Origin of the sequence: Psychrobacter sp. APC 3426 (assembly GCF_030408035.1) — a bacterium.
In the GTDB taxonomy this organism is placed as follows: Bacteria; Pseudomonadota; Gammaproteobacteria; order Pseudomonadales; family Moraxellaceae; genus Psychrobacter.
Window position 1 is genome coordinate 80,656 of the sequence record NZ_JASDCF010000011.1, and the last position, 14,567, is coordinate 95,222.

General features: G+C 42.7%; 13 protein-coding genes. 9 read left to right on the plus strand and 4 right to left on the minus strand.

The window, feature by feature from the left end; all coding sequences use genetic code 11:
• Nucleotides 1–73: 73 nt before the first annotated feature.
• Nucleotides 74–565, minus strand: coding sequence for a DUF3015 family protein (locus QL919_RS07685; RefSeq protein ID WP_075101339.1), 492 nt, complete (start codon nt 563–565; stop codon nt 74–76).
• A gap of 605 nt (nt 566–1,170) precedes the next feature.
• Between QL919_RS07685 and QL919_RS07690 the strand changes: the two genes are divergently transcribed.
• The gene (locus tag QL919_RS07690) at nt 1,171–1,533 is read left to right on the plus strand and encodes a septal ring lytic transglycosylase RlpA family protein (RefSeq protein WP_290188967.1); all 363 of its coding nucleotides are present in this window, start codon (nt 1,171–1,173) and stop codon (nt 1,531–1,533) included.
• Between the two features lie 120 nt (nt 1,534–1,653).
• Here the strand turns inward: QL919_RS07690 and QL919_RS07695 are convergent, their stop codons facing one another.
• Nucleotides 1,654–3,678, minus strand: coding sequence for an ATP-binding cassette domain-containing protein (locus QL919_RS07695; RefSeq protein ID WP_290188968.1), 2,025 nt, complete (start codon nt 3,676–3,678; stop codon nt 1,654–1,656).
• 423 nt (nt 3,679–4,101) lie between these two features.
• On the opposite strand from QL919_RS07695, the gene erpA reads away from it, so the two are divergent.
• The 8 genes from erpA (at nt 4,102) to QL919_RS07735 (ending at nt 13,090) form a co-directional block, all read left to right on the plus strand.
• Nucleotides 4,102–4,482, plus strand: coding sequence for an iron-sulfur cluster insertion protein ErpA (gene erpA / locus QL919_RS07700; RefSeq protein WP_290188969.1), 381 nt, complete (start codon nt 4,102–4,104; stop codon nt 4,480–4,482).
• Nucleotides 4,483–4,911: 429 nt separating this feature from the next.
• Nucleotides 4,912–6,486 carry a glutamate--cysteine ligase gene (gshA, locus tag QL919_RS07705; RefSeq protein ID WP_290188970.1) on the plus strand — a complete coding sequence of 525 codons (1,575 nt, stop codon included), beginning with the start codon at nt 4,912–4,914 and terminating at the stop codon, nt 6,484–6,486.
• Nucleotides 6,487–6,555: 69 nt separating this feature from the next.
• Nucleotides 6,556–7,080, plus strand: a complete 525-nt coding sequence (locus QL919_RS07710; RefSeq protein WP_290188971.1) for a disulfide bond formation protein B — start codon at nt 6,556–6,558, stop codon at nt 7,078–7,080.
• 591 nt (nt 7,081–7,671) lie between these two features.
• Nucleotides 7,672–8,316 (plus strand): copper resistance protein NlpE N-terminal domain-containing protein, encoded by a 645-nt coding sequence (locus QL919_RS07715; protein WP_290188972.1) that lies wholly within the window; start codon nt 7,672–7,674, stop codon nt 8,314–8,316.
• A gap of 319 nt (nt 8,317–8,635) precedes the next feature.
• Nucleotides 8,636–10,123, plus strand: coding sequence for a UDP-N-acetylmuramate:L-alanyl-gamma-D-glutamyl-meso-diaminopimelate ligase (gene mpl / locus QL919_RS07720; protein ID WP_290188973.1), 1,488 nt, complete (start codon nt 8,636–8,638; stop codon nt 10,121–10,123).
• Nucleotides 10,124–10,572: 449 nt separating this feature from the next.
• Entirely contained in the window at nt 10,573–10,827 is a 255-nt protein-coding gene (locus QL919_RS07725; RefSeq protein ID WP_290188974.1) for a GlsB/YeaQ/YmgE family stress response membrane protein, read from the plus strand.
• Between the two features lie 360 nt (nt 10,828–11,187).
• Nucleotides 11,188–11,742, plus strand: coding sequence for a peptide deformylase (gene def / locus QL919_RS07730; RefSeq protein ID WP_290188975.1), 555 nt, complete (start codon nt 11,188–11,190; stop codon nt 11,740–11,742).
• A gap of 172 nt (nt 11,743–11,914) precedes the next feature.
• On the plus strand, nt 11,915–13,090 hold the full coding sequence (locus tag QL919_RS07735; protein WP_290188982.1) for a type III PLP-dependent enzyme: 1,176 nt from the start codon (nt 11,915–11,917) through the stop codon (nt 13,088–13,090).
• Between the two features lie 215 nt (nt 13,091–13,305).
• Here the strand turns inward: QL919_RS07735 and QL919_RS07740 are convergent, their stop codons facing one another.
• Entirely contained in the window at nt 13,306–14,241 is a 936-nt protein-coding gene (locus tag QL919_RS07740) for a hypothetical protein (protein WP_290188976.1), read from the minus strand.
• A 55-nt stretch (nt 14,242–14,296) separates the two neighbouring features.
• A partial coding sequence (locus QL919_RS07745) for an IS1 family transposase (RefSeq protein WP_290188977.1) occupies nt 14,297–14,567 on the minus strand: 271 nt, incomplete at its 5' end.

Genomic DNA, 14,567 nt, shown 5'->3' on the forward strand with positions numbered 1-14,567 from the left:
ACGTGTTTTTATCATTAAACAGTCAAAAGCTTAATAATTAAACCGATGACTCAAAACTTAAAACTGACAAGCTTTAGATAGCACAGCTTGTTTTAACGATGCTGAATAGCGCTTCTGCATTTTGATCTTGGGTTGCAGTGCGATATGCAGAAGTCTGTGCATATTGACCATACTGTGCACGTACACTAGCGGCTGAATCACAGTTAGCAACGCTTTGTAATGCTGATAAATGAGCACCTTGGCCTGAAGCTAGATCTTTTTCAACACTTGGGAAGGCTTCTTTAATCAAAACCGCAGCTCTAACGTTACCACCTTGGCAAGTTTCAGGAGACATAGAGTCAGAAGTAGCAGCCGTAGTACCTAAATCCCAAGTCACGTTAGAGATAATAGCTAAGATAGGGCTAGAATTACCAAACAAAGCGCCACCAATACCACACTGCTTATAAATCTGCTCGATAGTGCGACCAGTTTCTGCCGTTTTAAATTTAGAACCAAGATCGGCATTAGCTGCGCTAAATGGAATCATAGCAGCAACAACTGAAGCAATCGCAATTTTTTTCAACATAAAACTTCCTCAAAGGGTTATAAAAGATAAATTATCAAAACTTCTAATCAAAATCATTCTGAATATCCATTCAAATATTCTGAAATAATGTTTGACCTTGCACATCTTACAAAATTGTAAGAATATAGCAAGATTTTTTTACATTAATTCAAAAATTACTTTAATTTACTTTTTTTAATATTAAAATTATTAAATATATAGCGTTAACCCTTTCAATGTATGGGCTGCCTTCTATTACCTAATAGATAGAGAACCAATTTCTATATTTAACCAAGCACTCCTACTAACCATCTTTGACTTGATGACTGTATCCTACTTCTAAGACAATTCATCTATTCATTTAACCTAATAAAGAAGTTTCACAGCCCTCGCCATATATATCAATGTCTACAGCATTGGCCATGAAAACCATCATTTTATTTTTAATTATTCAAATAATTCCTATCGTGTAGAAACCGTGATTTGAACTCATGCGTTTTTTACAGAACCGTAAGGACGAAGTAAGCTCTTTATTGTAAAATACCCATATTATTCAAGCTCATAGGGAGCATGGATAACATAGGCAAGAGTATCTGTCTATCTTATAAATTACATATAGGTATTAAATGTCTTATTTGATCAAGTCTCTAGTTGTCACGTTATCACTACTGCTGACTACCACCGTTTTTGCTGGCAATACCAGCTACTATGGTAGTAAGTTTCACGGCAAACGCACCGCTAGTGGTAGCATTTTTAATATGAATGCTATGACCGCTGCACATAAAACGTTACCGTTTGGTTCTGAAGTAGAGGTGACTAACAAAAAGACAAAGCAGAGTGTAATCGTGAAAATCACGGATAGAGGACCTTTTATAAAAGGCCGTATTCTTGATTTATCTAAAGGCGCTGCTGGTAAAATAAACTGTCAACTTTGTACCACGACCATGAAAGTACTTTCTTATGGCGATGGTAAATACCGTAGACAATAATGTAATGAAAAAGGGAGAGCCAATGCTCTCCTTTTTTTATACTTGCTACTTGAAGTAAATAACAGATTTGATTCAACCATAGCTTTAATTGAAAAACCGCATCACATTCGCTAAAGCCATCTATTGAAAACTGCCTTCCACTTCTTCTAGCGTCGTCATCGCTAGCAACAGCTTTTCTTCATTGTCGCTATGCTGCTGTTGCAGCGCACTTTGCTCATCTAACAATTTTAATAAATCAGCTTTACGGCTCTCTTCATAAAGAGTGGTGTCGGCGAGTTTTTCTTCTAACGTAATTAACTGCTCATCAATCTTAGCCAGTGCTTTTTCTGTATTTTCAATATCACGGCGAATCGGTGCTGTTAGCTTGCGTTGTTCAGCAGCCATTTTGCGCTGCTCTTCTTTACTAAGCGCAGGCTGAGCAGCTTTGTTGTTTGATGGCGCAGTAGAGGCTTTATTGCTATTAACTTGGCTGTCCTTTGTTTCACGTGAAACAAACTTCTTACTTTCTTTTTTACTTTTTTTCTTACCAGTATTCTTATCTGGCGCATTCTCTTGTTTGCGCTTTTCCGCCAGCCACTTACCATAGTCGCCGATATCACCATCGAACTCATCGATTTGACCATCATGCACCAGATACAGCTCATCACAGACGTTGGCAATCAGCTCGCGATCATGCGAGACCAGCACCACTGCCCCTTGAAACCCTTGCAAGGCGATGGTCAACGCTTGGCGCATCTGTAAGTCTAAATGGTTGGTTGGCTCATCAAGCACAAGAACATTCGGACGTTGCCAGACAATCAAAGCCAACGTCAAACGCGCGCGCTCACCACCAGAGAACAACTCACTTGGGGTGTCAATACGGTCACCGCGGAAGTCAAAGCTGCCAAGAAATGAGCGCAATTCTGCGTCAGAGGTCTTGCCTGCTAATCGACGTAACATCTCCAAAGGCGTTGCAGCAGCATCCAATGCATCCATCTGATGCTGGTTAAAATAGCCGAGTTTTAAGGTGTCAGAAACACGGTAGCTGCCTGTCAAAATACCAAGCTCGCCGACCAATGCTTTAATAAGTGTTGATTTACCCGCGCCATTCATACCTAGTAAACCCAGACGCGTATCAGGGGTCACTTGCACGTTAGCGTTATATAGTAGAGGTGTATCGGTATAGCCAATATCTGCTTTGGTCAGCTCAATCAACGGTGAGCTCATGTTTGCTGGCTCATAAAAGCGGAACGAAAAAGGATTGTCCGCCATCATCGGCGATAGCTCCGCCATACGTTCAAGCTGCTTAATACGGCTCTGCGCCTGCTTGGCTTTACTTGCCTTAGCACGGAAGCGGCGAATAAAGTCGTCCAAGTGCGCCTTGGTCGCTTCCTGCTTCTCAAATGCTTGCTGCTGCTGCGCCATACGTTCATGACGAGTACGAATAAACTGTTGATAATTACCCGTATAAAGGGTGATTTTTTGTTGCTCCACATGCAAGATATGACCGACGGTCGCATCTAAAAATGCCTGATCATGCGAGATGACAATCACTAGACCAGTAAAAGCATTAATCCAAGTTTCAAGCCAAAGAATAGCATCCAAATCCAAATGGTTGGTTGGCTCATCAAGTAGCATTAAATCCGCACGGCTCATCAAGGTCTTGGCAAGGTTTAAACGCATACGCCAACCACCGGAGAACCCTTCTACGGGCAGTTCATGTTGATTGGTATTAAAGCCCAATCCCGCCATAATTTGTGCCGCTTTAGTCGGCGTACGATAGCCATCGATTTCATCAAACTGCTGATGCAAGACACCAATCTGCTCATCACTGACGCTACTTAAATCATTTAACGCCGCATTAATCTCATACCACTGCTCATCACCACTCAATACATAATCAATTGCCGTCTGCGTACTGGCACCCACTTCCTGCGCCATATGGGCGACTTGCCAGCTATCAGGGATGCTCACCTCCCCTTTATCAAGCGTGACTTCGGTATCGCCTTTGCCCATTTGCGTGAGTAATAAGGCAAACAAGGTAGATTTGCCTGTGCCGTTGTTGCCCGTCAAGCCAACTTTATGGCCCGGATGTAGCTGAAAGCTTGCCCCTGCAAACAATTCACGACCATCACGGCGAACACCAACGTCTTTAAATTCGATCATATAATTTCTTCATCTCAACAGTAATATAAAATATAAGGCAATAATAAACACACATCTGGCATGTTAGCTGGCGGCTATTATTTCAAACGCCTAGCCGATAGGCAAACGATTAAATAACTATTTTAAAACCAAGCATTTATTATACGAATTGGCTTGGGGTTTGATTGGCAATATAGAGTCACTCTTGACAAACTAAACGCTACCCCCATTATGATATACTGCGATAACATAAGTGCCAGTAGTCAACCAAATAATTTTGACGGCACCCCTATACTATTTATAATGCTACATTAGCCACATCAATAGCATCGCCATAATGACAGCATCCCATTGAATCAAACGCCGTGCGTATCTTTATTTGCAACTATTTAACTGCAAACCTAAACAGGACGACAGCATTTGATCCTAGCAACTGAGGTAGATATGAACGATTCAGCCAACCAATTTAGCCCCAGCTCAAGCCAGCCAGTAGATCCAACGGCCTTAAGCTTAACTGACAGTGCCGCACAAAAAGTACGTCGCCTACGTAAAGAAGAAGGTGACAATGAGCTTATGCTACGTGTCTATGTGACTGGTGGCGGCTGCTCAGGGTTTTCTTACGGATTTAGATTTGACAGCGACTTAAACGAAGACGATGCCAACTTTGATAATGGTGATGTCACTTTGGTCATTGACTCACTCAGCTATCAGTACTTACAAGGCTCTACCGTTGATTATATCGAAGGGTTAGAAGGCGCGCGTTTTGTGGTGGAAAACCCTAACGCCACCACTTCTTGTGGCTGTGGCTCATCGTTTTCTATCTAAACGACTTCTTTCTAAACGACTGTATTGATATTGACTGTTTAGCTTAACTTTTTTTAAATGGCTTTTTACCAAGGCACCTATCTTATCGTTAGGTGCTTTTTATTCTAAAACTTTATCTTCAGTGTCTCGGTATGATTGAGTTGGATAAAGTATCGAATGATGCACCGCCTATTCAATGAGAAAAGACAGACAAACAAGTATAAATAGCGGCAATTTTTTTAGATTTTACCTGCTATTTTCTAGCCACTTTTACCGTCAAATTTGGTAAAACCAGCCTTATGTAAAGCTTATCGTATTTGTAATTGTCCGTGGTTTTCATGGCAGCTTTGAGCTAAACTGACGGCATTCTTAATCTAATATTTACCTCTTTTATGGTCAAACGCCAGTTGCGTTTTGATCTGCCATAATAAATAACAATAGATGACTATTATGAGTAATTCTGTGAGCAGCTTTGTAAACTTTGAAATCCCAAATTGGTTTGACAGTCAGCTTTTAGCGGGTATGCTTCGCGGTATCGAAAAAGAAGGACTGCGCGTTAAGCCTGATGGTTTTTTGGCACAAACACCGCACCCAACCAAACTTGGTTCAAAGCTCACCCATCCATTTATCACCACGGATTATTCAGAAAGCCTGCTTGAGCTCATCACTGATCCCAAAACCTCTCCGAAAGAAACGTTAAACATGCTGCGCCAGCTACACTTGCTGGTCTATCAAGGCATGCCTGAAGGTGAGTTGATGTGGCCGTTATCGATGCCATGTATGCTGTCTTCTAAAGATGAAGATATCCCGTTGGCTGATTATGGCAGCTCCAATACCGGTAAACTAAAAACCTTATACCGTAGTGGTCTTGGTATTCGTTATGGTCGCCGTATGCAGACCATTGCTGGCTTGCATTACAACCTATCATTCGGTGACAACTTATTTGAAGCGTGGCAGGCAGAGACGCCAACTGCGCAAAGCCAAACGCTGACAGAATTTAAGAACGAAAAATATCTGGGTCTTATCCGTAACTTTAAGCGCTTGACCAGCTTGGTACTTTATCTATTGGGTGCCAGCCCAAGTGTTTGTCCCTGCTTTGTAGCAGGTCGTGAGCATGATTTAGAGCTGCTAAACGACTCAACTTACTATAGACCTGCCGCCACCAGCCTACGTATGGGCAAGCTTGGCTATACTAACAGTGTGCAAGAGCAACTCGATATCCGTTATAACAACCTACCTGAATACATCAAGGGTTTACGCCGTGCGATTCAAACACCGCACGAAAGCTTTGAGAGGCTTGGCTTAGATGATGCTGATGGCAACCCTATTCAGATTAACAATCATATCCTACAAATAGAAAACGAATACTACAGCCCTATTCGTCCAAAACAAATCGCCATGAGCGGTGAGACGCCAACGGAAGCGCTTGAGCGTCGCGGTATCGCCTATGTTGAGTTCCGTGCCATCGACCTTGACCCTTATAGTGATGTCGGTATTCGACTTTCTAGCGCCTGTTTCTTAGAGGTCATGGCGCTGTATTGTCTGTTAAGTGAATCACCTGACTTGCTCCCTGAGGAAGAGGACGCGCTGGCTATCAATCTAGAGCGCGTGGTAAACGAAGGTCGCCGTGAGGGCTTGCACATCATCAACAATGGCGAAGAGCAATCGCTCGAGAGCTGGATGCTGGTGCACTTAGATCGTATGCAGCCCCTTGCAGCATTACTCGATGCTCATTATGGTGGCAATGACTACCGTGCAGCGGTCGCCTTGATGCAAGGTAAGGCTGGACACTCTGAGTCAACCATTTCAGCACAAGTAAACTCTGATAGTAAACGACTGGGTAGCTTATGGCAGCTTGGCTTTACCTTGGCGCAGCAGCATCGCGAATCGCTATTACAGCAGACGCTGAATCCAAATACCCAAGCGAAGTATGAAGTGTTGGCGGAAAAATCCATCTTGCAACAAGCCGAGATTGAAGAAGCTGAGACAGAAGACTTTATGGAATTTTTGCAGCAATATCGCTAAGTTTTGATGACTAAACTTTGACTACCACTTAACATATATAGATGACTATTCTATAAGAGTAACTGCCCGATGCTACAGTTCACCACTTACCGCAATCTACAAGTATTTTTAGTCATAATGGCCGTAATTGGCATGAGTTTTGCGTTATTCTTTTTACAGCGCCATATGGGCTTTACACCTTGCCCTCTCTGTATCTTTCAACGTATTGGCTTGATGATAATGGGCGCATTTGCACTGGTAGCCGCCTTGTTCCACCCAAAATCAGTCGGTGTACGATTGATATTATGGCTCGGTAGCTTGGCAGGTATCGGCTGGGCGACAGCGGTAGCAGCGCGTCATGTTTGGCTACAGCATTTGCCTGCCGATCAAGTGCCGTCATGTGGTCCAGGTCTAGACTATTGGTTGGATACCTTACCTATTTTACAAGTATTCAAAGAAGTCTTTTCAGGCTCTGGCGAGTGTGCCTCTATCGATTGGACATTTATGGGACTCAGCATCCCTGAGCAGTCCTTGATTCTCTTTAGCATATTATTGGTCGTTCATGGACTAATTTTATGGCGTATTGTGCGTCCCACTACTAAGCGCTTAGCTTAATCAGAGTGCGACTTTTAATAAAGGCGCGCTACCCACGCTTTGTAATAGATAAATTTTACGTGTTCATATGACCTGCTTTCGCTTAAAAAGACATTGATAAATAATCAACTGGCTATTTATCGGTGTCTTTTTAGATTACGGTCGCCCTATAGCAATACTATCAAGCTTTATGAGCGATTACCTTTCTCACTCCCCCCTCTAAATCACCTTCTATTAAAACCAGCTATCAACGCAAGATTCACGTTTCGTCATTAGAACTATTATTAATGCCATTAGTCATCACATTGACCAGTGATAATGACTATCGATAACAAAAAGCCCACAGAGATATTCCTAACCTTTGATATCTTGAACTATCTTATTGCTTTTTTAATAAGCAAACCTGCTTTAGATATTTGGCATTTACATGCCACAAGCTGCTCAGCACAAATCTTTACTTTCAGTCCTAAAATACAAAAATGACACTCTAATCATAATTTTTACGATCGCTTGTGCCGTTTTTCAATTACCTTTCGATGTCGATAGCATCAAGTTGCCGATAACAGAGGTAATCTTTAGCAATACTATTTAAATACTGTTTTTGGTGTGACCATGATATATCTTGCGCCTCTTAGCTCTAGTACCCTCCATGCCGTCAGACGCTTTATTCGTCCTGCATTAGCGATACCACTTTGTGTACTGCTGGTTGGTTGTGACAGCGCCTCCTCTAATACCAACAAAGACATCAGTACTAAAGTGACCCCTGTCGATAGTGTCGAACATGCTGAGTTACAAGCCAGTCCAGATGGCTCACAAGATGGTATGGACAGTCGGTCAAGCGCCGATGATGAACTAGAAGTACCAGAAGGTCAGTCGCTCATCGCAGCGGCTCAATCAAGCAATGATGGGCATACCCATCAATTACCTGTCAGCTCAGAGTCGAACAATATCAGTTCGATGCAGGCCACTTTGATGGGTGATTATGGCGGTATGGTGCCTTGTGTCTCTTGTGACAGTATTGATGTCACCTTAAACCTATTTGCAGATGGCTCAGTGCTAAAAACCAGTATTTATAACAAACCTGAACGGCCACAAGAGCCGCTGCTAGAATCTGGTGTTTATCGTCAGGACAACAATACGATTACGATAGTCTACGAAAAAAAGCACATTGAGTCATATCATATTCAGGACAATCACCTTATCTTGATGGATGATGACAAGAAGCCTGATCACGACTACACCCTTTCGCGTAAATAAGCACTTTTTTCTTTTAGAGAGTATTAGCTTTTAAAGGTTTAGCCATCCTTATAGAAACAGTTATTGCTGATTAATAAGAAACCCTGTAGTAAAAATAACGCCTGCTTGCTAGGCGTTTTTTATTGGTCATCGAACGGCGTTTACTTTACAATGAGCGCTTGTCTGCCGCACTGATTGTTGACTAAGACTGTCTAATGTTATATAAAACCTAGCGCATAAAATATAGCCTGTAGCACACAGCGATATCTACAATGGTAGTAAATCGTGTCCGCGGATATCACACCCTAACCCCTTTTTTTCAAGCTCGTACGGAACGTCTATGCATATTCATATTCTTGGTATTTGTGGTACTTTTATGGGCTCGCTGGCGCTGCTTGCTCGGGCACTTGGGCATACAGTCACTGGCTCAGATGCCAATGTTTACCCGCCGATGTCTACCCAACTTGAAAATGCTGGCGTCACGATTGAAGAAGGCTATCTGGTAGAGCATTTGCAGCCAGCGCCAGATTTGGTCGTCGTTGGTAATGCGATGAAACGTGGCATGGATGTCATCGAATACATGCTAGATACAGGTCTGCGCTATACCTCAGGCCCACAATTTTTGTCTGAGCAAGTATTGCAGTCGCGTCATGTTATCGCGGTGGCTGGTACTCACGGGAAGACCACCACCACCACGATGCTCGCTTGGATATTGCATTACGCTGGTATTGATGCTGGGTTTTTAATCGGTGGTGTACCATTGGTGGACACCACTGACGAACATTTGCAGCACGTTTTTGCTCATAGCAGTTACTTGGGGGCAGAGCAGAGTAGTGATGACAAACAAACCGGTTACTTCGTCATTGAAGCCGATGAATACGATTCTGCATTTTTTGACAAGCGTTCAAAGTTTGTACATTATCGCCCGCGCACTGCTATTTTGAACAACCTTGAATTTGATCATGCCGATATTTTTGCTGACCTCAACGCCATTCAGACGCAGTTCCATCATATGGTGCGCATGATTCCAAGTACCGGCAAAATCATCATGCCAGCCGCGACCATCAGTTTAGAAGATACCTTAGCAAAGGGCGTGTGGACGCCTATCTGGCGTACAGCGGTTCTCGACTCTGCTGTGAACGGTGTCAATGCAGAAGACAGCAGCCTAAGAAGCAGCAGCGATTGGCAAGCTGAGCTCATCAGTGCAGATGGTAGTCAGTTTAAAGTTGTGTTTGCCCACGATAAAGAAGATACGACAGCGGTGGTAGACTGGTCGATGAGTGGCATTCATAACGTTAATAATGCCTTGGTTGCTGTGGCTGCTGCTTACGATGTCGGCGTCAGTATCTCCACTGCCTGTGCAGCATTATCAGCTTTTGCTGGTATTAAGCGTCGTATGGAGCTTATCGGCGATGTGAATGACATTTTAGTTTTTGATGACTTCGCTCACCACCCCACTGCCATTACCACCACCTTGGATGGTGCCAAAAAGAAACTGTCTGACAGGCGCATTTGGGCGATTATCGAACCACGTAGCAACACCATGAAAATGGGCATTCACCAAGATAGCCTCGCTCAGTCTGCAGCACTGGCTGACTATACGCTATGGTATGAACCTACTGGGCTAGAATGGGGGCTAAAAGAAGTCATTGATCAGGCCAAGGCGACAGATGACACTATCGGCAACCAACAAGTACTCTCTAGCATTGAGGCGATTATTGAGCATATCAGTGCCAATTCACAATCTGGCGATGCCATTATCATCATGTCCAATGGTGGTTTTGAAGGTATCCATCAGCGCCTACTGACTGCTTTGAACGACAAATAGTATGGCGATATAGATTCGAATATCAGGTAAAACAGAGTTTTCAACAAATTCTAGTAAAAAGCGTAGTATCGTTATCGATGGCTACGCTTTTTTTATATCCATAAATTCATGTTCAACCATTTATGCTGAGCTATTCATGACCTACTTTTAATAGTCAGCTTTCGAACATTCCTTTTTAAGATATGATTTTAAAGTGCTTGTCTAAGCTAGATTTTTAAGACGATTCTAAAAGATAACCAATCGCTGTTAATCGAGCTTGTTAGCGACTTTGCTACCTTTGTAACCTTTCGTTTACCTATCTCCTCTGTGTAATAGCAATTGGCTGTTTTTTCTAACATAGCCCCTACACTAGTAACATTTTGTGCTTACTTTTAAGTTTGCGGAATGTTTACAATGGCTTTATCAAAATTCGTAACACATTATAAATGATAATAAATTAGGAGAACAAAATGAGCTTTATTTGGATGATTATCGTAGGTTTGGTCGCAGGTCTATTGGCACGTGCTATTAAGCCAGGCAGTGACCCTATGGGTTGGATTATGACCATCGTACTTGGTATTGTTGGTGCATTGCTAGGCGGATTTCTCGCAGGCTTAATTGGCATTGACGCTGATGGCGGCTTTACTGGTCTGATTTTCTCAGTAATTGGTGCGATTATCTTACTGTTCTTATATGAGATGATCGTCAATAAGCGTCGCGTGTAAGACAGCTTATAATATAAGTTAAATGACGTATCATATTAGAGAGTTTGGAAAGGCCTTGCGATAAGTGAGGCCTTTTTTTGTGCGGTAATATATAACCTGTTTTAACCAATCTATGAGAGAGTAGAAATATTCAGTGAAAAATAATATCGATACATCAGGCGCCGCTGATATCAATTTTCCTTGCTTGCTGTGCCTGCGCAGACAGAGGCTACAAAAAATTGATATCAGCAATACCCTAGCGTTTTTAGGATATTTTGACTATATGTGATAATTTTGGGAAAGTATTGATAAGCATTACTTTTGTCCCCATTTATCTTATAATACCAACCCTATTTTATCCTTATCATTGAGGTGAGCTTTATGGCATTACTCCCTATCTTAAACTACCCAGACCCGCGCTTGCGTACCATCGCCAAGCCTGTCAAGGAAGTGACTGCTGAAATCAAAACCTTAATCGCTGATATGATTGAGACAATGTATGATGCCCAAGGTATTGGGCTTGCAGCCAGCCAAGTAGACCGTCATATTCAGCTTATTGTTATGGATTTATCGGAAGATAAGAATGCGCCGAGGGTATTTATTAATCCCAAAGTGACGCCACTGGTAGAAGAAAAACAACCATATGAAGAAGGTTGCCTATCAGTCCCTGATGTTTATGACAAGGTTGAGCGTCCGACCAAAGTACGTATCGAGGCTTTGGATGAGAACGGTGATAAGATTGATGAAGAAGTAGAAGGCCTGCTCGCTGTCTGTATCCAGCACGAAATGGATCATTTAAATGGGGTGATATTCGTTGATTACCTGTCTCGCCTCAAACAAACGCGTGCACGTGATAAAGTCAAAAAAGTGCTAAAGATACGCGAAAAACAAGGTGACCAATCTGCTGAAAAACAACCGCAGACCACCAACGCTTAATTTTACCTCAGACAATCATTGTGTCGTTAATATGCTTTTAAAGCACTTAAGCATGCTCTTAAAATATTTAACGACAACACGATTGTTGTAGTCTACCTACTCTGCCCTCACCCAAAGACGGCTCCTCTCCCTTAGCAAATACTATGTTTATCAAAGGTTTCTTAATATGACGATGATCAAAATTGACCAATATTTTGACCCTGCCGCTTGGCAGAAATTCACCAAAGCTGCAGAAGGTCGTGAAACACCATTTTTGGTGGTCGATCTGAGTCGTATTGAAACGAAATACCATGAGATGGTAAGCCTGTTTCCAAATGCAAAGTTGCATTATGCAATGAAGGCTAGCCCTGCTGTTGAAGTCATTAACTTATTGGCCAATCTTGGCTCAAACTTTGACTGTGCTTCAATCTATGAACTTGATCGCGTATTGGATTGTGGCGTTGAGCCATCGCGTATCTCTTATGGCAACACCATCAAAAAAGCAGAGCATGTGAAATATGCTTTTGAAAAAGGTATCGACTTGTATGCAACCGACTCAGAAGCTGACCTAAAAAATATCGCCAAACATGCCCCTGGCTCTAAGGTATTCGTTCGTATTTTGGTACAAGGCTCGGAAACCGCTGAATGGCCACTATCACGTAAATTTGGTTGCCATCCTAATATGGCGATTGACCTGTTGATTCAAGCACGTGATTTGGGTTTGGTGCCTTATGGCATCTCATTCCATGTAGGCAGTCAGCAAAAGGATGTCGCAGCTTGGGATGATGCACTGGCCAAGGTCAAATATATGTTTGACTGGATGAAAAATGAAGAAGGTATTAAGCTACAAATGATTAATCTGGGTGGCGGTTTCCCAACCAATTATATCAGTGAGGTCAATCCGATTAAGGTCTATGCTGAAGAGATTGCCCGTTATCTGACCGATGATTACAATGAAGATGAGATGCCTGAAATTATTCTTGAGCCTGGTCGTTCATTGGTTGGTGGCTCCGGTGTATTGGTCAGTGACGTGGTGCTCATCTCCCGAAAATCACACACTGATTTGACACGTTGGGTCTATACTGATGTGGGCTTGTTCCAAGGCTTAATTGAAACCTTGGGTGAAGCAATTAAATATCCTGTTTATACGCCGAAAATGGAAATATCGAAAAGTGAAGGCACGGTGGTGTTGGCAGGTCCGACTTGTGATTCAACTGATATCATGTATGAAGAAGCCGGTTACCAGTTACCAGAAGAGCTAGAGATTGGCGATAAAATCTATTGGTTAACCACGGGCGCGTATACCAACTCGTATTCATCGGTCGAGTTCAATGGTTTTCCACCGTTAGAAGTGGTTTATATTGATTAATTCCTGATAGATTATCATCAATGAGAAAGCGCGGTACTGTGATAAGCAGTGTCGCGCTTTTTTATGTCTATAGTCAAGGAATTTGAAAATCGCTACAAGGCGACCGACCGCAGATAGTACACTAAGTACGTCTAGGGCGGATAACACCGTAGCGGTTTAAAAGTGCTCTGACTATATTTCAATATACCCAACAAGGTAGGGATAATAAGGACTGCCTACTGTACCCGTATTGAAATAGGGACACTATTGCTGCTAGTAATAATACGATTACTGCCGTAACCTGACTGTTGGGTTTGCTTATTCTGCGAGAGTTGTCCAATATCGACCCACTGCCCGCGTGGCACGACAACGGTGCTATTTAATCTTTGTCCTTGCACGCTATTATTTTGGTTATAACCATAGCGATTATTAGAAGGATTAGCGCGCAAGAGCTGCTCTTCTACTTGGCTTAATGTTACTTCTATTTGCCCATTTGGCAATAGCCTTGGCGTGACAGCAATACCTTGAGTCGTTGGCAGCAATACTTGCTGTTGGATAACAATCTGTCCCGACGGGCGATTATAATTTGGATAGCGATTAGCAACATGAGCCTGATTCAGTGAATACAGCGTTCCAGTGCTAATGCTCGCGGCACTGCCAGACAGCGTTTGTACCTGATATAAATTACTGCCTTGCTGTTGGCTATTACGCTGGTTGATGATACCTGTGCCCTGAATACCGCGATTGGTGATAATGATCTGACCTTGCTGGATATCATCTTGAGACTGACGACTATTACCCACACGCACAGCAATGGTCAATGCCTGAGGCTGACGATCAATCTGGCCCAGTAGTTGTTGCACGGCTTGATAATTAGCAGCAGTGGTATGTACTACTAATTTATCCTGATAAGTTGAGACCGTGCCGCCATCGCGACTGGCATTTAACTGCTGACGAACGGCCGGTAATAACGCCTCACCGCCATACGTATGAATCACATAGGTTTGATAAGCAGCGGCTTGTACAACTACCGGCACCGCGATCAAACTTAGCGCAAATGCTATCTGGCGTGTACAACTTATGGTTTTGGCAGTTTTTATATTTTTAACCATGTTAAGTATAGCCACTGCCCGACCAAAACGCGCTATTAGATTTTCGCTACCCTTATTCATCGTTGACCTCTAGCAGATTAAACACTATGGTGGTGTTCTAAAAAGTATGCTGGCATCAGACGTAGCCATAATTGACATAAAAGAACACCAGATCGAATACTTTAAAGTGATTATCAAGCTTTTTTGAGAAGCAACAAGTCTTTCTAACCGCCCGACGCAATCGGTGTCTAAGACGGCAGTTATTGCCTTCAATCCCTATCGTATGCTGTTTGCCAATTCGTTTGTTATCACTTTTAAAGGCGGTTATAAAACTGTCCCAGTTGTCCATGCTAATCGAGCCATAGCTGACTGTAAGCTGCTTTAAACGTGCTCTTAACTTCTTAGCC

What these genes read in the sequence shown, in the direction of transcription:
- QL919_RS07685 (WP_075101339.1), bottom strand. Translation starts at nt 565, where the DNA reads ATGTTGAAAAAAATTGCGATTGCTTCAGTTGTTGCTGCTATGATTCCA.
- QL919_RS07725 (WP_290188974.1), top strand. Translation starts at nt 10,573, where the DNA reads ATGAGCTTTATTTGGATGATTATCGTAGGTTTGGTCGCAGGTCTATTG.
- QL919_RS07695 (WP_290188968.1), bottom strand. Translation starts at nt 3,678, where the DNA reads ATGATCGAATTTAAAGACGTTGGTGTTCGCCGTGATGGTCGTGAATTG.
- erpA (WP_290188969.1), top strand. Translation starts at nt 4,102, where the DNA reads ATGAACGATTCAGCCAACCAATTTAGCCCCAGCTCAAGCCAGCCAGTA.
- QL919_RS07715 (WP_290188972.1), top strand. Translation starts at nt 7,672, where the DNA reads ATGATATATCTTGCGCCTCTTAGCTCTAGTACCCTCCATGCCGTCAGA.
- QL919_RS07740 (WP_290188976.1), bottom strand. Translation starts at nt 14,241, where the DNA reads ATGAATAAGGGTAGCGAAAATCTAATAGCGCGTTTTGGTCGGGCAGTG.
- QL919_RS07710 (WP_290188971.1), top strand. Translation starts at nt 6,556, where the DNA reads ATGCTACAGTTCACCACTTACCGCAATCTACAAGTATTTTTAGTCATA.
- def (WP_290188975.1), top strand. Translation starts at nt 11,188, where the DNA reads ATGGCATTACTCCCTATCTTAAACTACCCAGACCCGCGCTTGCGTACC.
- gshA (WP_290188970.1), top strand. Translation starts at nt 4,912, where the DNA reads ATGAGTAATTCTGTGAGCAGCTTTGTAAACTTTGAAATCCCAAATTGG.
- QL919_RS07735 (WP_290188982.1), top strand. Translation starts at nt 11,915, where the DNA reads ATGATCAAAATTGACCAATATTTTGACCCTGCCGCTTGGCAGAAATTC.
- QL919_RS07690 (WP_290188967.1), top strand. Translation starts at nt 1,171, where the DNA reads ATGTCTTATTTGATCAAGTCTCTAGTTGTCACGTTATCACTACTGCTG.
- mpl (WP_290188973.1), top strand. Translation starts at nt 8,636, where the DNA reads ATGCATATTCATATTCTTGGTATTTGTGGTACTTTTATGGGCTCGCTG.